The organism is Methylobacterium endophyticum (assembly GCF_050591105.1).
Lineage (GTDB): Bacteria > Pseudomonadota > Alphaproteobacteria > Rhizobiales > Beijerinckiaceae > Methylobacterium.
On record NZ_JBNHES010000002.1, the window covers coordinates 352,455 to 372,767 of the forward strand.

Genomic DNA, 20,313 nt, shown 5'->3' on the forward strand with positions numbered 1-20,313 from the left:
CCGCGCGGGCGACCTGAAATCCTCCAGGCCTGACGATGCATCATTTCCATTACCGCGACGGACGCCTGCACGCGGAGGACGTCGATCTGTCGCGCCTCGCGGACGAGGTGGGCACGCCGTTCTACTGCTATTCCAGCGCCACCCTGGAGCGGCACTACCGCGTCTTCGCGGAGGCCTTCGCCGGGGACGACGCGCTGGTCTGCTTCGCCATGAAGGCGAACTCGAACCAGGGCGTGCTCGCCACCCTCGCCCGGCTCGGCGCGGGCATGGACATCGTCTCCGAAGGCGAGCTGATCCGGGCGCTGAGGGCCGGCGTCGAGGCGCGGCGCATCGTCTTCTCCGGCGTCGGCAAGACCCGCGACGAGATGGCCGCCGCTCTGAAGGCCGGCATCTACTGCTTCAACGTCGAGAGCGAGCCGGAGCTTGCGGCTTTGTCGGAGGTGGCGACGAGCCTGGGCATCGCGGCGCCGGTCTCGATCCGCGTGAACCCGGACGTCGACGCCGGCACCCACGCCAAGATCTCGACGGGCAAGTACGAGAACAAGTTCGGCATCCCGATCAGCCGGGCGCGCGCCGTCTATGCGGAGGCGGCGCGGATGCCGGGCCTGTCCGTCCACGGCGTCGACGCGCATATCGGCAGCCAGATCACCGACCTCGCGCCCTTCGAATCCGCCGCCAGGCTGCTCGCCGGGCTCGCGGGCGAGCTGATCGCCGACGGGCACGCGCTCCGCCACATCGATTTCGGCGGCGGCCTCGGCATCCCCTATCGCGACGACAACGCCCCGCCGCCGGACCCGGCGGCGCTGGCGGCGGTGCTGCGCCCGCATTTCTCGGGGCTCGGCCTGCGCCCGGTCTTCGAGATCGGCCGCATGATCGCCGGCAACGCCGGCATCCTGGTGACGCGGGTGATCTACGTGAAGCGCTCCGAGGGGCGCGTCTTCGTCATCGTGGACGCGGCCATGAACGACCTCATCCGCCCGACCCTCTACGAGGCGTTCCATGCCCTGCGTCCGGTCGCGGAGCCGGCGGAGGACGCGCCGCGCATCGTGGCGGACGTGGTCGGCCCGGTCTGCGAGAGCGGCGATTACCTCGCGCTCAACCGCGAGATGCCCGAGCCCGCCCCCGGCGATCTCCTCGCGGTGATGACGGCCGGCGCCTACGGAGCGGTTCAGGCGGGCACCTACAACAGCCGGCGCCTCGTGCCGGAGGTGCTGGTGAAGGGCGCGGCCAGCGCCCTGGTGCGCCCGCGCCAGACCTACGACGAGCTGATCGGCCTCGACCGCGTGCCGCACTGGCTCGGCGGTTAGGCCGGGGGAGCGCGGCCCGTCTCGAAAAGAAGTGCGGTCCGACAGTCTCGGCCCGGCCCTGCGAGCCGACCGTCGTGCTCGCGTGTCATCGTGTCAGGCCCAATGTGCTGCCCAGCGCCGAGAAGCGTAGAGCCAACTCTCCGGCCAGCCGACCCAGCTTGCCGGACACGCCCCCGTCTCCGGTGATCGCGACGAGCCGATCGAGGAACGCTTCGTAATAGGCCGGCACATAGTGAAATGGCTGGAGCTTCCAGCGGTGATCGTCGTCGCCGACGACGAGATCGTCCGTCACCCTGATCGTCCGGCAGCCCGGAAGCTGCGACAGGAAGAAAGCCTCGTATTCCTGGAAGATCGGATTGAAGGTCTCGGTCAACTTGGCATGATAGCCGGAAAATGTCTTGCGCTCGCCTGCCGATTGATACTCCAACGCCAGACGGCACCTGTGCAGAATGATCTGCTCCGGCTTCAGGCGCGACAGGAGCGTTTCGATGATCGCCGTGCAGCTCTGCTTCCAAAGCTCCGTCGTTGCCGGATCGGAACGCGGAACGACACCCTCGACGACGAAATGGTTGTTGTTGAGGACGCCAAAATCCTTCTGATATCGAGAATCGGTGATCATCGAGTCCTGGATCTTCATCAGATCGAACCGTTCGTCGATGAAATCGAGGATGAGATAATCGGGCGCGCTCGAGAGGATCGTGTCGATGGCGGTCTTCTCGAAGTCGTGCCGGATACAGTTCACGTCGAACCGGTGCGGCGCCTGGATCGTCCCCTCGGCCAAGGGCACCGGTGGCGAAGTGAGGCTGACAAAGGACGTGCGCGCGACATAGGCCGGTATTCGGTACGCTTTGCCGCGCGGCAGCAGGAAGGCGTCACGCGTGACGCAACTCCCGAGAATCGCGATCTTGATCCGAGACATTCCAGCCTTGGGTCCGATCCTCGAACGGAGCCGCTGCCGCCGTTCCGGTCGATGGTGCGTCCGACCGTGTAGGGCCGGAACATCGACGCGGGATGACGGTATCGGCCGCGCCGAGCGCCGATCCCGGATCAGGCGGCGCGGGGCGCGCCGATCTCGTGCAGGTCGCGTACCAGCTCGGCCACCCGCTCCGGCAGGGCGTCCCAGCCGAACATGAAGCGGGCGCCCCCGCCGATGAAGGTGTAGAAGCGCCAGCCGCGCTCGCGCAGGGCCTCCATGGCGGCGGGCGGCATGCGCAGGAACACCGCGTTCGCCTCGACGGGGAAGATCGGCTCGATTCCCGGCAGTCCCGCCACCGCCTCGGCGAAATCTCGGGCGCAGGCGTTGGCGTGCTCGGCGTTGCTGAGCCAGGCTCCGCCCTCCAGCATCCCGACCCAGGGCGCAGCGAGAAAGCGCATCTTCGAGGCGAGCTGCCCCGCCTGCTTGCAGCGATAGCCGAAATCGACGGCGAGGCTCGGATCGAAGAACAGCACCGCCTCGCCCGCATGCATGCCGTTCTTGGTGCCGCCGAAGCAGAGCACGTCGACCCCTGCCCGCCAGGTCATGTCGGCCGGGCTGCATCCGAGGCTGGCGCAGGCATTGGCGAAGCGCGAGCCGTCCATGTGCAGGCTCAAGCCCAGCACCCGGCAGGTCGCGGCGATCGCCCGGATCTCGTCGAGGCTGTAGACTTGCCCCGTCTCGGTCGGCTGCGTGATGGTGACGACCCGGCATTTCGGGAAATGGATGTCGCTGCGCGCCGTCGCCGTGGCGCGGATCGCCGCCGGGTCGAGCTTGCCGCTTTGCGTGCGCACGGTCAGGAGCTTCGAGCCGTTGGAGAAGAACTCCGGCGCGCCGCATTCGTCCGTCTCCACATGGGCGGCGTCGGCGCAGATGACGCTGTGATAGGACTGGCAGAGCGAGGCCAGCGCCAGCGAGTTCGCCGCCGTGCCGTTGAAGGCGAAGAACACCTCGCAGGGCGTCTCGAACAGGCGCCGCAGGCTGTCGGCGGCGCGCGCGGTCCAGACATCCTCGCCATAGGCCGCCGCGTGCCCGCGATTGGCCGCCTCCATGGCCGAGAACGCCTCCGGGCAGATGCCGGAATAGTTGTCGCTGGCGAATTGCTGGGCGTCGCTCGTCATCATGCGCGGTCCGTCATGCCGTTGCGTGTCAAATGGGCCTGCCGGGGCCCCTGCACAGGTTGCGCCCACGGCTTCCCTCCTGGGCCGATTTGACCCGGCGGCCCGCCACGGGCACCGTGCTAGCCTCGGGACTTGGAAGACCGAATTCTGCGCGAGCGGGGCGACCGACGGCGTGAGCAGGCAGACACCCAAGGCGGGCGGCACGGACGGAGAGGCCACGAACCCGGCGAAGGTCCGGCTCGACCGTCTGGTGGCGCGGGCCGCCGCCGCCGGCCTCTGGGAGACGGCGTGGCCGCTGCTCTGGCGGCCGCTCGCCGTCTTGCTCGCCTTCCTCGCCGCCTCCTGGCTCGGCCTCTGGCTCGATCTCGCGCCCGTCTGGCGGATGGCGGGGCTCGCCGCCTTCGCCGTGCTGCTGCTCGCCACCCTCGTCCCGCTGCTGCGCCTGAGGCGGCCCGGCCGGCGCGCGTCCCTCGCCCGCATCGACCGGGAGGCCGCCGAGCGCGGCGGCGCGCCGCTGCACGATCCGGCCTCCGCCGTGGAGGACACCCTGGCCGTCGGCACGGAGGATCCCGCCACGCGCGCGCTCTGGGCGCTCCACCAGAAGCGCGCGGCGGACGCCGTGAGCCGCCTGCGGGTCGGACGGCCGCGCCCGATGATGCCCCGGCACGACCCCTACGCGCTACGCGCCGCGCTGATCCTGGCGACGGTCGCGAGCCTGTTCGCGGCGGGCTCGGAGTGGCGCTCGCGGGTGACGAGCGCCTTCGACTGGCGCGAGCCGCCCGCCGCCGGCCCCAGCTTCCGCGTCGACGGCTGGATCGACCCGCCGCTCTACACGCGCATGCCGCCGCTCATCGTGGCTTTGAACGGCACGGAGCAGCGCCTGCGGGCGCCGGTGAACGCGCAGCTTATCATCCGCGTCGCCGGCGAGGGCGAGGCCGTCCTGACCCCCAATCCCGGCCTCAAGCCCCTGCCCGGCAAGGAGGCGCGGCCGGACCTGCGCGAGGACCGCTTCCAAATCGTCGGCCCCATCGCCGAACTGTCCGTCGCCACGGCGGGGAAGACGCAGCGGCTGACCGTCGAGGCGATTCCCGACACCCCGCCCGAGGTGAGAAGCGTCGGCGGCCCCGAGGTGAACGGGCGCGGCACCTTCAACCTCACCTACCGCGCCAAGGACGATTACGGCATCGCCTCCGCCGAAGGGCTGGTCGAGCCCCTCAAGGGCGGGCGCTCGCTCGCGCCCCCGCCCAGGATCTCCCTGGCGCTGCCCTCGGATTCGAGCGGCGAGACCGACACCAAGACCCTCGTGGACCTCACCGAGAACCCGTGGTCGGGCGCGCGGGTGCGCTTCACCATCGTGGTCAAGGACGAGGCCGGACAGGAGGGCCGCACCAAGACCGTCGAGATGACCCTGCCGGCGCGGCCCTTCAAGGATCCGCTGGCGCGCGCCCTCGCCGAGGAGCGCCGCCGGCTCGTCACGGGCCCCGACGAGAGCCGCCAGCGGGTCCAGACCGCGCTCGACGCCCTGCTCATCGCGCCGGACATCTTCACGCCGCAGCCGGGCGTCTTCCTCGGGCTCAAGGCCGCCGCGCGGCGCCTGCGCGCGGCCCGCGACGACGAGGCCCTCACCGGCGTTGCCGATCTGCTCTGGGAGATGGCGCTCAAGATCGAGGACGGCGATCTCTCCGATGCGGAGAAGCAGCTTCGCCAGGCGCAGGACAGGCTCAAGGAGGCCATCGACCGCAACGCCTCGGACGACGAGATCAAGCGCCTGACCCAGGACCTGAAGCAGGCGCTGGAGCGCTTCATGAAGGAGTTCGCCCAGCGTCAGAATCAGGATCCCCGCCAGCAGGGCGAGCGGCCGCAGGGCCAGAACCAGAAGGGCGCCAAGACCGTCACCCCGGATCAGTTGGAGAAGATGCTCCAGGACATGGCCGAGGCGATGAAGCGCGGCGACACGGCGGAGGCGCAGCGCCTGATGGAGGAGCTGCGCAACATCCTCGAGAATCTCCAGAGCGCCGAGCAGGGCGGCAAGAGCGGCGAGACCGCCCGCCAGATGCAGAAGCAGATGAAGGAGCTCGACCAGATGGCCCGCGACCAGCAGGCCCTGCGCGACGACACCTTCAAGGAAGGCCAGGACAAGCAGGGCCAGCAGGGCAAGCCGCGTCCGCAGGGCCGCCCGCAGAAGCAGCAGGGCCAGGGCGGCCAGCCGAAGGGCGGCCAGGAGCAGCAGCAGGGCCAAGGCGGCGAGCAGCAGCAGGGCGGCCAGAAGCAGGGCAAGGGCGGCCGCGGCCAGGACCAAGCCGAGGGCGGCACGGGCGAGCGCCAGCAGGCGTTGCGCCGCCGCCTCGAGGACCTCGAACGCCGGATGAAGGAGAACGGCGCGCAGGGCGAGCAGGGCCTCGCCGATGCCGAGGACGCCATGAAGGAGGCCGAGCAGGCGCTCCGCGAGGGCCGCGAGGGCGACGCCGTGGACGCGCAGGGACGCGCCCTCGAAGGGCTCAAGAAGGGCGCCGAGGGCATGGCCAAGCAGGCGCAGGAGATGGCCGAGGGCGAAGGCGAGAGCCAGGGCGACCAGCAGGGCCAGCAGCCCGGCCAGCAGGGACAGGCCGGCAACCGCGACGACGATCCCCTCGGCCGCCCGACCAGGGGCCGGGACACCTCGGACGGCCGCGTGAAGGTGCCGGGCGCCGAGGAATCCGCCGTGCAGCGGGCCCGCCGCATCATGGAGGAGCTGCGCCGCAAGCTCGGCGACCCGAGCCGCCCGCGCGAGGAGCTCGATTATTTCGAGCGGCTGCTGCGCCGCAATTGATCGACCGCCGTCCCTGATGCCGGCGGCCCCGGCCGGCTATAGGATGCGGCTCATTCCGATACGCGTCCGAAAGCCGGTCCCATGTCCGCCGATACCCTCGTCCTCCTCGCCTGCCTCGCGGTGGCGCTCGTGCTCCTGTTCGGGCTCGCCAACATGATGCGCGGCGGCAGCGCGAACCTGTCGCAGCGGCTCATGCGGCTGCGCGTGCTGCTCCAGTTCGTGGCGATCCTCGTCATCATGGGCGTGGTCTGGTGGCGCTCGGCCTGACGGTCCGGGGGCGGAAATCCGGGTGTTGCGGGAGCGCCGCACCGGACCGCTATCGCGCGGCGAAGGGATGATTTTCCCGGCCCTGCGGAGCGCGCGATCTCTCGGGCGGTGCGGCCCCATGCTAGGCATGTGAGGTTGTCACGGAACACGCGCCGCATGCACGCCATCACGACACGCCTTTTCGCCGGCCTGGCCGCGCTCGGCATGGCGACCGCCGCCGGCGCCGCCGACCTGCCGCGCACCACCGTGCCGCCGGCGGTCTACATGGCGCCGACGCCCACCTGGAACATCTTCTCCGAGATCCGCCTCGGCGGCGCCGTGCAGGACCCCGGCAGCGCCGAGGGCAAGGCGCGCGGCTTCTCCAAGGAGAACATCAACGGCGAGATCCTGTTCTCGAAGCCGCTCGTCAGCTCCGATCCGTTCTGGCAGGCCTTCGTGCCGCGCGCGACGGTGGGCGGCAGCTACAACACCGGCGGCCGCACCAGCTACGCCTATCTCGGCGCCACCTGGTCGGTGGATCTCTTCCCCGAGACCCTGGGCCGCCGCGTCTTCCTCGACGGCTTCTTCGGCGGCGTCGCCCATAACGGCTATACCGGCCCCAAGGCGCAGACGCCCTACGGCTTCAACACGCTCGGCTGCTCGCCGATGTTCCGGGAAGCGGCGGCCCTCGGCTTCCGCATCACCGACCACTGGAGCGTGATGGCCACCGTCGAGCACATGTCGAATGCCGGCCTCTGCGCGAATAATCGCGGCCTGACGAACTACGGCGGCAAGCTCGGCTACACCTTCTGACGCAACGGCACGCGGGGCCGCCTTCGCGCCGCCGCGTCTTCCGGTCCGTCTTGCCGGACGGCCGGGTTTTCTCCAGGGTTGGGCTCCCGCCGGCAGCCTGGAAGAACCCGTGGTCACGCTCAATCGCATCTATACCCGCACCGGCGACAAGGGCACGACGGCGCTCGCCAATGGCGAGCGGCGCTCGAAGACCGATCTGCGGGTCGAGACCTACGGCACCGTCGACGAGACCAACGCCTGCGTCGGGCTCGCGCGGCTTCATGCCGAGCCGGCCCTCGACGCCATGCTGGCGGCGATCCAGAACGACCTCTTCGATCTCGGCGCCGACCTCGCCACGCCGGAAGGGCCCGAGCCGCCGGCCTACGAGCCGCTGCGCATCGTCGCGGCCCAGGTGAAGCGGCTCGAATCCGACATCGACACGCTCAACGCCCCGATCCCGCCGCTGAAATCCTTCGTCCTGCCCGGCGGCTCGCCGGCGGCGGTGGCGCTGCACCTCGCCCGCACCGTGTCGCGGCGGGCCGAGCGCCTCGCAGTGGAACTCTCCCAGGTGGAGGGCGAGAGCGTCTCGCCGGCGGCGTTGCAGTATCTCAACCGGCTGTCGGACTTCCTGTTCGTGGCGAGCCGCGCCGCCAACGGAAACGGCGCTGGCGACGTGCTCTGGGTGCCCGGCAAGAACCGTTCATAACTAAACTGTTGACATATGAACTTTTTCGTCCGACACCTCGCGTTGACAAGGCGGAAATGTGGCCGTTACGGTCCGCCGCCCTGGATTTCGGGGCCTGATCGACCGCAGCTCTCCCCCAAGACGCCGTGCCCGCGCGGCGCGGCGCGGTCGATGGTTTCCCGCGGAGGATCGTGACCGCCATGAAGGTACTGGTGCCCGTCAAGCGGGTCGTCGACTACAACGTCAAGATCCGCGTCAAGGCGGACGGCTCGGGTGTCGAACTGGCCAACGTCAAGATGTCGATGAACCCCTTCGACGAGATCGCCGTCGAGGAGGCGATCCGCCTGAAGGAGAAGGGCAAGGTCAGCGAGATCGTCGCCGTCTCCATCGGCCCGCAGCAGGCCCAGGAGACCCTGCGCACGGCGCTCGCCATGGGCGCGGACCGCGCGATCCTGGTGAAGACCGACGTGAACTGCGAGCCGCTCGCCGTCGCCAAGATTCTCAAGGCCGTGGTCGAGAAGGAGAGCCCGCAGCTCGTCATCCTCGGCAAGCAGGCGATCGACGACGATTCCAACCAGACCGGCCAGATGCTCGGCGCGCTGCTCGGCTGGCCGCAGGGCACCTTCGCCTACAAGATCGCGTTCGGCGAGGGCGAGATCGCCGTCACCCGCGAGGTCGACGGCGGCCTCCAGACGGTCGGCCTCAAGCTGCCCGCGATCGTGACGACGGACCTGCGCCTCAACGAGCCGCGCTACGCCTCGCTCCCCAACATCATGAAGGCGAAGAAGAAGCCCCTCGAGGAGCTGGCCCCCGACGCGCTGGGCGTCGACGTGGCCCCCCGCCTCAAGGTCCTCAAGACCACGGAGCCGCCGGGCCGCAGCGCCGGCATCAAGGTCGGCTCTCCGGCCGAATTGGTGCAGAAGCTGAAGGGCGAGGCCGGGGTCATCTGACCCCGCGACCGCCGACCGCCTCCCTCGCGACGCCCGCTCAGGATTTTTGACGATGACCACCCTCCTGCTCATCGAGCACGACAAGACGACGGTGAAGGACGCCACCCTCAAGGCGCTGACCGCCGCCAAGGATCTCGGCGCCCCGGTGCACGGGCTCGTGGTCGGCGCCGGCTCACAGGCCGCCGCCGAGGCGGCCGCCAAGCTCGACGGCATCGAGAAGGTGCTGCTGGCCGAGGACGCCGCCTACGACCACTTCATGCCCGAGACCACGGCGGCGCTGATCGTGTCCCTCGCCGGCCCCTACGACGCCATCGTCGCCTCGGCCTCGACCACCGGCAAGAACATCCTGCCGCGCGTCGCCGCGCTCCTCGACGTGGCGCAGGTCTCCGACATCATCAAGGTCGTCTCCCCCGACACCTTCGAGCGGCCGATCTACGCCGGCAACGCCATCCAGACCGTCCAGGCGGGCGACGCCAAGAAGGTCGTCACCGTGCGCATCGCCGCCTTCAAGGCGACCGGCGAAGGCGGGGCGGCGGTGTCCGTGGAAGCGGTCTCGGCGGCGGCTCCCGATGCCGCCGGCGCGTCCTTCAAGGGCGAGGAGATCGCCAAGTCCGACCGGCCGGAGCTGGCCTCGGCCAAGATCATCGTCTCCGGCGGACGCGCGCTCGGCTCTTCCGACAAGTTCAAGGAAGTCATCGAGCCCCTGGCCGACGCCTTCGGCGCGGGCGTCGGCGCCTCGCGCGCGGCGGTGGACGCGGGCTACGCCCCGAACGACTGGCAGGTCGGCCAGACCGGCAAGGTCGTGGCCCCCGACCTCTACGTGGCGGTGGGCATCTCCGGGGCGATCCAGCATCTCGCCGGCATGAAGGATTCGAAGGTCATCGTCGCCATCAACAAGGACGAGGACGCGCCGATCTTCCAGGTGGCGGATTACGGCCTCGTCGGCGACCTCTTCCAGATCGTGCCCGAGCTTCAGGCCGAACTCGCCAAGGCGAAGGGCTGAATCTGCTCTCAAAGGCCGTATCGCGCGCGGCGGGAGGGCTGCACCGCCGCGCGGGAATGGTCTAGAAGTCTGAACCGGCGTTTCTTTCGCCGGTACGCGGCGTGGCGTCGTGAACAGATCTTGGCGGCCCCGCCGGCCGCCGTGGGGCGCGGGTTGAGCAGATGGGAATCGACATCAAGACGGTCGGGATCATCGGCGCGGGTCAGATGGGCAGCGGCATCGCTCATGTCTGCGCCATGGCGGGCCTCGACGTCCTGCTGAACGACCGCGAGACGGAGCGCCTGCATTCGGGGCTCGCCACGATCGACGGCAACCTCGCCCGGCAGGTCTCCAAGGGCACCATCGACGAGGCGCAGCGGCGCGGCGCGCGGGACCGGATCGCTGCGGCCGCCACCTTCGCGGACCTCGCCCCCTGCGATCTCGTGATCGAGGCCGCCACCGAGGACGAAGGCACCAAGCGCCAGATCTTCTCCGCGCTCTGTCCGCAGCTCAGGCCGGACACGCTGGTCGCGACGAACACGTCCTCGATCTCGATCACGCGGCTCGCCGCCTCGACGGACCGGCCGGAGCGCTTCATCGGCATCCATTTCATGAACCCGGTGCCGGTGATGCAGCTCGTGGAGCTGATCCGGGGCATCGCCACGGAAGACCCGACCTACGAGTCGGCCAAGGCGTTCATCGCCAAGCTCGGCAAGATCTCGACGATGTCGGAGGATTTTCCGGCCTTCATCGTCAACCGCATCCTGCTGCCGATGATCAACGAGGCGATCTATACGCTCTACGAGGGCGTCGGATCGGTGGAATCCATCGACACAGCGATGAAGCTCGGCGCCAACCATCCGATGGGCCCGCTTCAGCTCGCCGATTTCATCGGCCTCGATACCTGCCTCTCCGTCATGCAGGTACTTTACGAGGGGCTGGCCGATTCGAAGTACCGCCCCTGCCCGCTCTTGGTGAAATACGTCGAGGCCGGCTGGCTCGGCCGCAAGACCAAGCGCGGCTTCTACGACTATCGCGGCGAGCACCCCGTTCCGACCCGCTGAGGGCGAGCCGGAACGGCGGTGTCCCTCTTAAGGGTTCGGCTTGTCGGAAGCCGGCGGGGGCGATTGCGGGTTGCCGGTCGCGCCCGTGGCGGCCGGCGCCGTGGTCTTGCTCCCCGTGACCGAGCCGGTGGTCTCCTGGCGCATGGCATCGGTGCTCTTCGCCGCGTAGTCGTTCGGCGACTTGGCGCCGTTCCAGGTGAGGAGCCCGGCCGCGGCCACCGCGATCAGCAGCAGGCTCGCGAGCAGGACGTAGAGCATCGGCTTGCCCTTGGCGCCCTGGCGCGCATCGGTTTCCGGTAGACGTTCCGCCATGGTGTCCCTCGTGTCGCCTGGCCCCGTGAGCGGGGCCGATCCGCGTTCGGCGCGAAGCCGGTTCGAGGGTGGAACGCCAGGAATCGACGGGATGTTCCTGGCGTTGTTGTCCGGCGAGAAGGACCGTCAGCGGCCCGTGAGCAGCAGGATCTTGCCCGAATGGGCGCTCGTCTCCATGAGCGCATGGGCCTTGCCGGCCTCCTCCAGGGGGAAGGTCGCGTGGATGACGGGACGGATCGCGCCCGCATCGAGATCGGGCCAGACATCGCGCCGCAGCCCTTCGGCGATCCGCGCCTTGTCGGCGTTGGGGCGGGCGCGGAGCGTCGCGCCTGTGAAGGTCAGGCGCTTGAGCATGATCGGGGTGATGTTGACGGTCTCGGCCTTGTAGCCGCCCATCAGCGCGATCAGCACCAGCCGGCCCTCGACGGCGAGCGAGGCGATGTTCCGCTGGAGATAGCTCGCCCCGATCATGTCGAGGATCACGTCGACGCCCCTGCCCTCGGTGAGGCGCTTCACCTCCTCGGCAAAATCCGCCTCCTTGTAGTTGATGGCGGCATCCGCACCGAGCTCCTCGCAGAAGCGGCATTTCTCGGCCGACCCCGCCGTCGCCAGCACCCGCGCGCCGTGGCGCTTGGCGATCTGGATCGCCGTCGAGCCGATGCCGCTCGATCCGCCATGGACGAGGAAGGTCTCGCCCTTTTGCAGGCGGCCGCGCTGGATCACCGTCGAATAGACCGTGAAGAAGGTCTCCGGCAGGCCGCCGGCATCCGCCAGCGAGAGCGGCTTCGGGCGCGGCAGGCACTGCGCGGCCTCGGCGAGAGCGAATTCCGCATAGCCGCCGCTGATGACGAGGGCGCAGACCTCATCGCCGACGGCCGGCGCGGTCACGCCCTCGCCGAGCGCCACGACGCGGCCCGAAATCTCGAGGCCGGGGATCTCGGTGGCGCCCTTCGGCGGCGGGTAGTTGCCCTGGCGCTGCATCACGTCGGGGCGGTTCACCCCCGCGGCGACCACCTCGATCAGGACCTGGCCCGGCCCCGCCACGGGGAGCGGCGCCGTCTCGATCTTGAGCACCTCCGGTCCGCCGGCTCCGTCGATACGGATCCGGCGCATGGTCTCGGGCAGCGTGGCGGGCATCGGGCGTCTCTCCTTGTCGAGACCCTAGTTGCGGCCCGGCCCCTTGTTGGCAAGGGCTTCCTCCGTTCAGCGGGTGCCGTACATGCGGTCTCCGGCGTCCCCTAAGCCCGGCACGATGTAGCCGTGGTCGTTGAGATGGCTGTCGACCGCGGCCGTCCAGATCGGCACCTCGGGATGGGCCGCCTGCAACCGCGCGATCCCCTCCGGGGCGGCGAGCAGGCAGACGAAGCGCAGGTCGCGCGCGCCGCGCTCCTTCAGACGCTGGATGGCGGCGACCGCCGAGTTCGCGGTGGCGAGCATGGGGTCGAGCACCAGCACGGTGCGGTCGGCGAGGTCCGAGGGCGCCTTGAAGTAGTATTCCACCGCCTCCAGCGAGGCCGGATCGCGATAGATGCCCACATGCGCGACGCGGGCCGAGGGCACCAGCGACAGCATCCCGTCGAGGAAGCCGACGCCTGCGCGCAGGATCGGCGCGAGCACCAGCTTCTTCCCCTGGATCTGACGCCCCTCCATCGGCTGGATCGGCGTCTCGATCGTCACGGGTTCGAGGGGCAGGTCGCGCGTGACCTCGTAGGCCAGCAGCATCCCGATCTCGTTGAGGAGCTGGCGGAAGCCCTGGGTCGACCGCTCGCGGTCGCGCAGCAGCGTCAGCTTGTGCTGCACCAGGGGATGCCCCACCACCGTCACCGACGCCGCCATGCCCGCTCCCTCGCCACGAAGATCCCGCTCGCGGCCATCCATAGCAGGCCGGCGCGTCCGGGGCAGCGCATGCAAGAAGGGCTCCCCACCTCGCGGCGGGAAGCCCCTTGTCGTGTCGCAAGGCCGAGTGCCGTCAGACGGCGGTGCCGCCGCCATCCTGCCCGCGGCGCTTGGCCATGAAGGCATCGAACTGCTCGCGGTCCTTGGCCCGCTTCAGCTCCTCGACGAACTCGGCGAAGGCGCGGCTCTCCTCCTGGAGGGCGCGGCGCTGCGCGTCCAGGCGGTCGAGCTCGGCCTTGCGGTACTCGTCGAAGGCCCAGTTGCCGGTGACGCCGCCCTTGCCGGCCGCCTCGAAGGCACGGGCGAAGCGCGAGGCCGGGCGTCCGGCATCGCTGTTGGTCCAGTTCGCGGCGGCGCGCTGGGCGAGGCCGCGCAGTTCGGAGAGCGCCGGGTAGTCCGCCACCTTCCAGGCGACGAGGGCGAGACCCAGCGGCCACCAGTAGACGAAGCTCACGACGATGGCGCCGATCTCCAGCGAGCGCCGGGGAAAGGGGCCGGAGCGGCATGCCTTGCCGCCGGTCCAGGGAGAAGAGGAGGAAATGCTCACGGTTCACGGCTCCGGGGTTATGTGAACGTCATTCACATGCGGATGCCTCGAGGCGCTTTCAAGGGCCCGTTCACCATGATCGCGCCGGCTCACCTTCGCGGGGCGGCCCCTGCCCCGTGGACGAGGGCCAGCACGCCCGCGCGCAACAGCTCGTACTTGTCGGGAACGCCCGGCCCCTTCGGGAGCTGGCCCGCCGCCGCCAGCGTCGCGAGACCGTGCGAGAGGGCCCAGACCTCGAGCGCGATGAAGCGCGGATCGATGCCGCCGAACCCATCGGGAAAGGTCGATTGCAGGGCTTCCACCAGCAGGTCGAACGGTCCCGGCCGGCCCCCCGGCGGCGCGGCGGCGGTTCCGCAGCGGGTATCGAAGATCGCCGCGTAATAGCCCGGCTCCTCCTCGGCGAAGGCGAGATACGCCTCCCCCATCCGGGTGAAGCGCTCCAGCGGCGTCCCCTTGGAGGTCAGGGCGCGGGAGAGCCGCTCGGCGAGATCCGCGAAGCCCCGGCCCGCGACCTCCTCGAGCAGCGCCTCCCGTCCCCGGAAATGGCGGTAGAGCGCGGCGGGCGTGACCCCGACGAGACGGGCCGCGTCCACGAGGGTGAAGCCGCCGACGCCGCGCTCGGCGATGAAGCGGCGCGCCGCCTCGATCAGCGCCTCCTTGAGGTTGCCGTGGTGGTAGCTTCGACGGTCTCCGGGACCTTCCCGCCAGGGTCGCACGCTCTGCTCCTCACGACGCCGCGCCAGCGTTGACGGGCGAGGGACCGGGTTGGTTTCGTCCGCGCCCCGCCTTTCTAGCATACCGCCGATGAGCGGCGCGGCGAATGTCGACTTGTCGACAGCCGGGGTCGCGACCTCGGCCCTCGGAGCTTGACGGCGGCGGCACAGAGATATGTAATGTTATTACATTCATAATCTGGAGCCGGTCCCCGTGAACGATACCCGCCTGCCCGTCACCGTGCTGTCCGGCTTCCTCGGCGCGGGCAAGACGACGCTGCTCAACCACGTCCTCAACAACCGCGAGGGCCGGCGCGTGGCGGTGATCGTCAACGACATGAGCGAGGTGAACATCGACGCGAACCTCGTGCGCGAGGGCGGCGCCGGGCTGTCGCGCACCGACGAGACCCTGGTGGAGATGACCAACGGCTGCATCTGCTGCACCCTGCGCGACGACCTCCTCGCCGAGGTTCGCAGGCTCTCCGAGGAAGGCCGCTTCGATTACCTGCTGATCGAGGGGACCGGCATCGCCGAGCCGCTGCCGGTGGCGAGCACCTTCTCCTTCCGCGACGAGGACGGCGCCTCCCTATCGGACGTGGCGCGGCTCGACACCATGGTGACGGTGGTCGACGCGGTGAACCTGCTGCGCGACTACGGCTCCAACGCCTTCCTGCGCGACCGTGGCGAGACGGCGGGCGCCGAGGACACGCGGACCCTCGTCGATCTCCTCGTGGAGCAGATCGAGTTCGCCGACGTGGTGGTGGTCAACAAGGCCGCCGACGTGTCGGCCGAAGAGCTCGCCCTGGTCCGCAGCGTCGTGCGCGGGCTGAACGCCGACGCCGCCATCATCGAGGCGAGCCACGGCCGCGTGCCGCTGGACGCCGTGCTCGATACCGGCCGCTTCAGCGAGGAGAAGGCGCAGGAGCACCCGCTCTGGTTCAAGGAGCTCTACGGCGCCCACGAGCATGTGCCCGAGACCGAGGAATACGGCATCGGCTCTTTCGTCTACCGGGCGCGGCGGCCCTTCCATCCCGAGCGGTTCAACGCCTTCATCAACCGGACCTGGCCGGGGCTGATCCGCGCCAAGGGCCATTTCTGGCTGGCGACGCGGCCGAACTGGGTCGGCGAGTTCTCGCTGGCCGGCGCCGTCGCCCGCGTCAGCGCGATGGGCTATTGGTGGAGCGCGGTCCCGCGCGGCCGCTGGCCCGAGCACGAGGAGTTCAAGGAGCGCATGGCGAGCGTGTGGAGCGAGGTCTGGGGCGACCGCCGGCAGGAGCTGGTCTTCATCGGCACCGGGCTCGACCAGGCCGCGATCACGGCGGCGCTCGACGCATGCCTCGTCGGATCGGTGCCGACCAAGCGCTTCGAGCCGGCGGCCTTCGCGGGCCTGCCGGATCCGTTCCCGGCCTGGCAACGGGACGCCGCCTGAGGCATGGCCTTCGTCAGCCTGAAAGCGTGGCGGGCGCGCTCGTCGGAGAAGGCGGCGCTGTCCGGCCGGCTCAAGGCCGATCTCGGCGCGGCGCTCGCCCTGGGTGAGGACGAATCCGTGCATCTCAACGAGATCGCCTGTCCCGACCCCGATTGTCCCGACATGGAGACGGTGGTGCTGGTGATGCGCGCCGCCGAGCCGACCCGCGCCTTCCGCATCCGCAAGACCATGGACCTGATCGGCCCGGACGATCTCGCGCTGCTGGCGGAAGACGAGCGGCTGCGGCGGGCGGCGGGCACCGTCGAGGCGCCGCCTCCTTAACGCTTGAAGATCGAGCCGGCTGCGTCGAGGGCGGCGCGCTTGGCCTCGCGGGCCTGCTCCAGCCGCGCGATCTCCTCGCGAAGGGCGGCGATACGCGAGTCGATGTCGTCGACGGACAGATCGTCGAGCTTCTGGCCGATCTCGTGGACGGCGCGCTTCGGCCGCCAGATGTCCTCGTCCATGCGGGCGTCTCTCCCTCCGCGCGTCAGGCCCACCACGATACGCCCGCACTGAGCGCGGGCAGTCCGAGGTGGCGCGCCACCGTGGCGCCGATATCGGCAAAGGTCTCGCGCCGGCCGATATCCTCCGCCGCGATGCCGGGCCCGAAGGCGAGGATCGGCACCTGCTCGCGGGTATGCTCGGTGCCGGTCCAGGTCGGGTCGTTGCCGTGGTCGGCGGTGACGATGCAGAGGTCGCCCACGCGCAGCAGCGCCTCGATCTCCGGGACGCGCGCGTCGAAGGCTTCGAGCTCGGCGGCGTAGCCCGGCACGTCGCGGCGGTGCCCGTGCTCGGTGTCGAAATCCACGAGGTTGAGGAAGACGAGGCCGCCCTCGGGCAGGTCGCGGAAGGCGGCGAGCGCCGCATCGAGGCAGGCGGCATTGCCGGAGGGCTTGATCTCGCGGCCGGTGGCGCGGTGCGCGAAGATGTCGCCGATCTTGCCGACGCTCACCACCGCCCGTCCCTCGCGCCCGGCGATGTCGAGCAGGGTGTCGCCGGGGGGCGCCACGGAAAAGTCCTTGCGGTTGCCGGTGCGCCGGAAGCCGGTTTCCGCCGAGCCGGTGAAGGGCCGCGCGATGACGCGGCCGATCCGATAGGCGTCGCACAGGGCGCGGGCCGTGCGGCAGAGCCCGTATAGCCGCTCCAACCCGAACGCCTCTTCGTGGGCGGCGATCTGGAAGACGCTGTCGGCTGAGGTGTAGCAGATGGGCTTTCCCGTGCGGACGTGCTCGGCCCCCAGCTCCTCGATGACGGCGGTGCCCGAGGCGTGGCGGTCGCCGAGGATGCCGGGAAGACCGCCCTCCGCGACCAGCGCCGCCACCAGTTCCGCCGGGAAGGCCGGCCGCGTGTCGGGAAAATGGCCCCAGTCCTCCCGCATGGGCAGGCCGGTGATCTCCCAATGGCCCGAGGGGGTGTCCTTGCCCGCCGCCGTCTCGACGGCATGGCCATGGGCGCCGCGCGGCGCGCCCTCCGGCGCGAGCCCCGACGGGATCCGGCCGGTCGCGCCCTCCGCGGCGAGGCCGATGCCGAGGGCCGCGAGATGCGGCAGGCGCAGGGGCCCCGAGCGCAGGCCGGCCCTGTCGCCGGCTCCTTCGGCGCAGCGCTCGGCGATATGGCCGAGGGTGTCCGCGCCGGCATCGCCGTAGCGACCCGCATCCGGCGCGCCGCCGATGCCGACGGAATCGAGGACGATGAGGAGAACCCGCGCCATCGTGGTCAGACCGTCTCGGGCTCTTTGTCGGCCACCGTCTCGGCCTTCAGGGCGAAGGCGGCGGCGAACAGCTCGCGGGTATAAGGCGTCACCGGCTCGGCGAAGATGCGCTCGGCCGGCCCCTCCTCCACCACCTGCCCGTTCTGCATGACGATGACGTAGTTCGCCAGGGCGCGCACCACCTTGAGGTCGTGGCTGATGAACAGATAGGCGAGCTTCCGTTCGGCCTGGAGACGGCGCAGCAGCGTCACGATCTGGGCCTGCACCGAGCGGTCGAGCGCCGAGGTCGGCTCGTCGAGCACGACGAAGCGGGGCTTGAGCACCATGGCCCGCGCGATGGCGATGCGCTGGCGCTGGCCGCCGGAGAACTCGTGCGGGTAGCGGTCCATGGTTGCCGGATCGAGCCCGACATCGACGAGCGCCTGCGCCACCACGGCCCGGCGCTCGGCGTTCGAGCGAATCTCGCCCTGCACCACCAGCCCCTCGGCGACGATGTCGGCCACCGACATGCGCGGCGAGAGCGAGCCGTAGGGGTCCTGGAAGACCACCTGCATGTCCTTGCGGAGCGGCCGCATGGCGGCGGCGCCGTAGCCCTCGATCTCACGGCCGAGGAAGACGATCCGCCCCTCCGATCCGGTCAGGCGCAGCAGGGCCAGCCCCAGCGTGGTCTTGCCGGAGCCCGATTCGCCGACGACCCCGATGGTCTCGCCCTCGCGGATGCGGAGGCTCACCCCGTCGACGGCGCGGACATGGCCGGTGGTCCTCCGCAACAATCCTTCCTTGATCGGGAACCAGACCTTGAGCGGTCCTGCCTCCACCAGGAACGGCGCATCGCCGGCGACGGGGTTGCCGCGCCCCTCCGGCTCGGAGGCGATGAGGCGCTGCGTGTAGGAGTGCTGCGGCCGGGCGAAGACTTCCGCCACCGGCCCTGCCTCGACGATCCGACCTTTGAGCATCACGCAAACGCGCGAGGCGATCCGTTGCACGATGCCGAGATCGTGGGTGATGAACAGCATCGCCATGCCGAGTCGCGCCTGGAGATCGGCCAGCAGCGACAGGATCTGCGCCTGCACGGTGACATCGAGGGCGGTGGTCGGCTCGTCGGCGACCAGAAGGTCGGGCTCGCAGGCGAGCGCCATGGCGATCATCACGCGCTGGCGCTGGCCGCCGGAAAGCTCGTGCGGATAGGCGCCCATGCGCCGCTCGGCGTCGCGCAGGCCGACGAGGTCGAGCAGTTCGAGGATGCGCGCCCGCGCCTTTTTGCCCGAGAGCCCGCGATGCAGCGCCAGCACCTCGCCGATCTGCCGCTGGATGGTGTGCAGCGGGTTCAGCGAGGTCATCGGCTCCTGAAAAACCATGGTGATGTCGGCGCCGCGCACCTTGCGCATGTCGCGCTCTGGCAGGCTCAGGAGATCGCGGCCCTTGAAGACGATGCGTCCGCCCGGATGATGCGCCGCGCCATCGAGGAGGCGCAGGATCGAGAGCGCCGTCACCGACTTGCCCGAGCCGGATTCGCCCACCAGCGCCACCGTCTCGCCGGGCGCGATGGAAAAGCTCACCCGGTCGACGGCCGTGGTGTCGCCGTCTCGCGAGCGGAACACGACGGAGAGGTCCTCGACGGACAGGAGCGGTTCGGTCATCGGCAACCGGGCTGGCCCCGGCGGCGCGCCGGGCGGCCTCGTTATAGCGCGGGCGATCCCCGGCGGCGAATGGCCGATCGGAGTGTTTGCAGCGCACGCGCCGGGCGCTAGAAGCGCGGCGTGATCCGCTTCGCTCTTCCGGCACTCGCTGCCCTCCTGCTCGCGACGGCGGCGGACGCCGCGCCCTCGGACGGCGCCGGAGAGACCGTGGAGCAGGCGCTCTGCCGGCTGATCGAGGGCTCGGCGCGCACCCACGCGCTGCCGGTGCCGTTCCTGACCCGGCTGATCTGGCGCGAGAGCAGCTTCAAGGTCGGCGTCGTCAGCCCGGCGGGCGCGCAGGGCGTCGCCCAGTTCATGCCGGGCACGGCACGCGAGCGCGGGCTCCTCGATCCCTTCGATCCCGAGCAGGCGATCCCGCACGCGGCGCATCTGCTCGCCGACCTGAAGCGCCAGTTCGGCAATCTCGGGCTGGCGGCGGCGGCCTATAACGGCGGCCCGACACGGGTCTCGAACTGGCTCGCCGGATCGGGCGGGCTGCCGGCGGAGACCCGCAACTACGTCTACGGCATCACCGGCCGCCTCGCCGAGGATTGGCGTCCCGGCGGCGGGGTTGAGATCGGCCCTCCCGAAGGCGGCAACGGCAAGGACAAGGCGCCCGAGAAACCCGCCGAGACCAGGGCCGAGAAGCCCGAGCCGGCGGCGGAAGGGCCGCAGACCTGCCTCCAGGTGACGGCGGCGCTGCGCATCCCGTCGCGCGGAGACCGCTTCGCCCTGGGGCTCAACGAAGGGCCGGCGGCGCCCTGGGGCATCCAGCTCGCGGGCAACTTCTCGAAGGCGCTGGCGCTGCGCAGTTTCTCCCAGGCCCGCTCGCGCTATGCCAGCGTGATCGGCGAGGTGCGCCCGATGATCGTCGGGACGCGCCTCAGGTTTCGCGGCACCCGCGCCTTCTACCGCGTCCGCATCCCGGCCCAGAGCCGGCAGGCGGGCGACGCGCTCTGCAACAGGATCAGGGCCGTGGGGGGCGCCTGCATCGTGCTGCGAACGTAAAGCCGCATCCTCGTCATGAAACCGCCCCGAGGTGCGTGCGATCTCACGCT

21 protein-coding genes are annotated in these 20,313 nt (G+C 70.3%); 11 read left to right on the top strand and 10 right to left on the bottom strand.

Translation table 11 applies throughout. From position 1 onward, the window contains the following. Positions 1 to 35 precede the first annotated feature (35 nt). Positions 36 to 1,307, top strand: a complete 1,272-nt coding sequence (lysA, locus tag ACP56T_RS04165) for a diaminopimelate decarboxylase (protein WP_430910839.1) — start codon at positions 36 to 38, stop codon at positions 1,305 to 1,307. 85 nt (positions 1,308 to 1,392) lie between these two features. Here lysA and ACP56T_RS04170 read toward each other — a convergent pair whose 3' ends face one another. Next, positions 1,393 to 2,226, bottom strand: a complete 834-nt coding sequence (locus ACP56T_RS04170) for a DUF6270 domain-containing protein (RefSeq protein ID WP_430910840.1) — start codon at positions 2,224 to 2,226, stop codon at positions 1,393 to 1,395. 128 nt (positions 2,227 to 2,354) lie between these two features. Continuing rightward, on the bottom strand, positions 2,355 to 3,404 hold the full coding sequence (locus ACP56T_RS04175; RefSeq protein WP_430910841.1) for a threonine aldolase family protein: 1,050 nt from the start codon (positions 3,402 to 3,404) through the stop codon (positions 2,355 to 2,357). A gap of 169 nt (positions 3,405 to 3,573) precedes the next feature. Between ACP56T_RS04175 and ACP56T_RS04180 the strand changes: the two genes are divergently transcribed. The 7 genes from ACP56T_RS04180 to ACP56T_RS04210 all read left to right on the top strand — a co-directional run bounded on the left by ACP56T_RS04180 (position 3,574) and on the right by ACP56T_RS04210 (position 10,929). Beyond that, positions 3,574 to 6,210: a TIGR02302 family protein gene (locus tag ACP56T_RS04180; protein WP_430910842.1), complete on the top strand. Its 2,637-nt coding sequence runs from the start codon at positions 3,574 to 3,576 to the stop codon at positions 6,208 to 6,210. Positions 6,211 to 6,291: 81 nt separating this feature from the next. Continuing rightward, positions 6,292 to 6,477 carry a twin transmembrane helix small protein gene (locus ACP56T_RS04185; RefSeq protein WP_430910843.1) on the top strand — a complete coding sequence of 62 codons (186 nt, stop codon included), beginning with the start codon at positions 6,292 to 6,294 and terminating at the stop codon, positions 6,475 to 6,477. 156 nt (positions 6,478 to 6,633) lie between these two features. Further along, on the top strand, positions 6,634 to 7,269 hold the full coding sequence (locus tag ACP56T_RS04190) for an acyloxyacyl hydrolase (RefSeq protein ID WP_430910844.1): 636 nt from the start codon (positions 6,634 to 6,636) through the stop codon (positions 7,267 to 7,269). A gap of 109 nt (positions 7,270 to 7,378) precedes the next feature. After that, entirely contained in the window at positions 7,379 to 7,954 is a 576-nt protein-coding gene (locus ACP56T_RS04195; RefSeq protein WP_430910845.1) for a cob(I)yrinic acid a,c-diamide adenosyltransferase, read from the top strand. 179 nt (positions 7,955 to 8,133) lie between these two features. Further along, positions 8,134 to 8,883 carry an electron transfer flavoprotein subunit beta/FixA family protein gene (locus ACP56T_RS04200; RefSeq protein WP_430910917.1) on the top strand — a complete coding sequence of 250 codons (750 nt, stop codon included), beginning with the start codon at positions 8,134 to 8,136 and terminating at the stop codon, positions 8,881 to 8,883. Between the two features lie 52 nt (positions 8,884 to 8,935). Next, positions 8,936 to 9,886: an electron transfer flavoprotein subunit alpha/FixB family protein gene (locus ACP56T_RS04205; RefSeq protein ID WP_430910846.1), complete on the top strand. Its 951-nt coding sequence runs from the start codon at positions 8,936 to 8,938 to the stop codon at positions 9,884 to 9,886. A gap of 161 nt (positions 9,887 to 10,047) precedes the next feature. Next, the gene (locus ACP56T_RS04210) at positions 10,048 to 10,929 is read left to right on the top strand and encodes a 3-hydroxybutyryl-CoA dehydrogenase (protein WP_430910847.1); all 882 of its coding nucleotides are present in this window, start codon (positions 10,048 to 10,050) and stop codon (positions 10,927 to 10,929) included. A gap of 27 nt (positions 10,930 to 10,956) precedes the next feature. On the opposite strand, the gene ACP56T_RS04215 is transcribed toward ACP56T_RS04210, so the two are convergent. The 5 genes from ACP56T_RS04215 to ACP56T_RS04235 form a co-directional block, all read right to left on the bottom strand. Beyond that, positions 10,957 to 11,241, bottom strand: coding sequence for a hypothetical protein (locus tag ACP56T_RS04215; protein WP_430910848.1), 285 nt, complete (start codon positions 11,239 to 11,241; stop codon positions 10,957 to 10,959). A gap of 126 nt (positions 11,242 to 11,367) precedes the next feature. Continuing rightward, positions 11,368 to 12,378, bottom strand: coding sequence for an NAD(P)H-quinone oxidoreductase (locus ACP56T_RS04220; RefSeq protein ID WP_430910849.1), 1,011 nt, complete (start codon positions 12,376 to 12,378; stop codon positions 11,368 to 11,370). 66 nt (positions 12,379 to 12,444) lie between these two features. Beyond that, entirely contained in the window at positions 12,445 to 13,077 is a 633-nt protein-coding gene (gene upp, locus ACP56T_RS04225) for a uracil phosphoribosyltransferase (protein ID WP_430910850.1), read from the bottom strand. Between the two features lie 133 nt (positions 13,078 to 13,210). Continuing rightward, a complete protein-coding gene (locus ACP56T_RS04230; RefSeq protein WP_430910851.1) occupies positions 13,211 to 13,684 on the bottom strand; it encodes a DUF2852 domain-containing protein in 474 nt (157 codons plus the stop codon). An 89-nt stretch (positions 13,685 to 13,773) separates the two neighbouring features. Beyond that, on the bottom strand, positions 13,774 to 14,400 hold the full coding sequence (locus ACP56T_RS04235; RefSeq protein WP_430910852.1) for a TetR/AcrR family transcriptional regulator: 627 nt from the start codon (positions 14,398 to 14,400) through the stop codon (positions 13,774 to 13,776). Positions 14,401 to 14,611: 211 nt separating this feature from the next. Here ACP56T_RS04235 and zigA point away from each other — a divergent pair, with 211 nt between their 5' ends. Both zigA and ACP56T_RS04245 read left to right on the top strand, forming a co-directional pair. After that, the gene (gene zigA / locus ACP56T_RS04240; protein ID WP_430910853.1) at positions 14,612 to 15,826 is read left to right on the top strand and encodes a zinc metallochaperone GTPase ZigA; all 1,215 of its coding nucleotides are present in this window, start codon (positions 14,612 to 14,614) and stop codon (positions 15,824 to 15,826) included. A gap of 3 nt (positions 15,827 to 15,829) precedes the next feature. Next, a complete protein-coding gene (locus tag ACP56T_RS04245; RefSeq protein ID WP_430910854.1) occupies positions 15,830 to 16,147 on the top strand; it encodes a hypothetical protein in 318 nt (105 codons plus the stop codon). On the opposite strand, the gene ACP56T_RS04250 is transcribed toward ACP56T_RS04245, so the two are convergent. Genes ACP56T_RS04250 through ACP56T_RS04260 form a run of 3 tightly spaced genes read right to left on the bottom strand, consistent with a single transcriptional unit; the run spans position 16,144 to position 19,216 of the window. Beyond that, entirely contained in the window at positions 16,144 to 16,329 is a 186-nt protein-coding gene (locus tag ACP56T_RS04250) for a DUF1192 domain-containing protein (RefSeq protein ID WP_430910855.1), read from the bottom strand. The two genes, ACP56T_RS04245 and ACP56T_RS04250, sit on opposite strands and share 4 nt — an antisense overlap. Before the next feature lie 23 nt (positions 16,330 to 16,352). Continuing rightward, a complete protein-coding gene (locus tag ACP56T_RS04255; RefSeq protein WP_430910856.1) occupies positions 16,353 to 17,576 on the bottom strand; it encodes a phosphopentomutase in 1,224 nt (407 codons plus the stop codon). A 5-nt stretch (positions 17,577 to 17,581) separates the two neighbouring features. After that, positions 17,582 to 19,216, bottom strand: coding sequence for an ABC transporter ATP-binding protein (locus ACP56T_RS04260; protein WP_430910857.1), 1,635 nt, complete (start codon positions 19,214 to 19,216; stop codon positions 17,582 to 17,584). Between the two features lie 120 nt (positions 19,217 to 19,336). On the opposite strand from ACP56T_RS04260, the gene ACP56T_RS04265 reads away from it, so the two are divergent. Then, positions 19,337 to 20,263 carry a lytic transglycosylase domain-containing protein gene (locus ACP56T_RS04265; RefSeq protein WP_430910858.1) on the top strand — a complete coding sequence of 309 codons (927 nt, stop codon included), beginning with the start codon at positions 19,337 to 19,339 and terminating at the stop codon, positions 20,261 to 20,263. Positions 20,264 to 20,313: the final 50 nt, after the last annotated feature.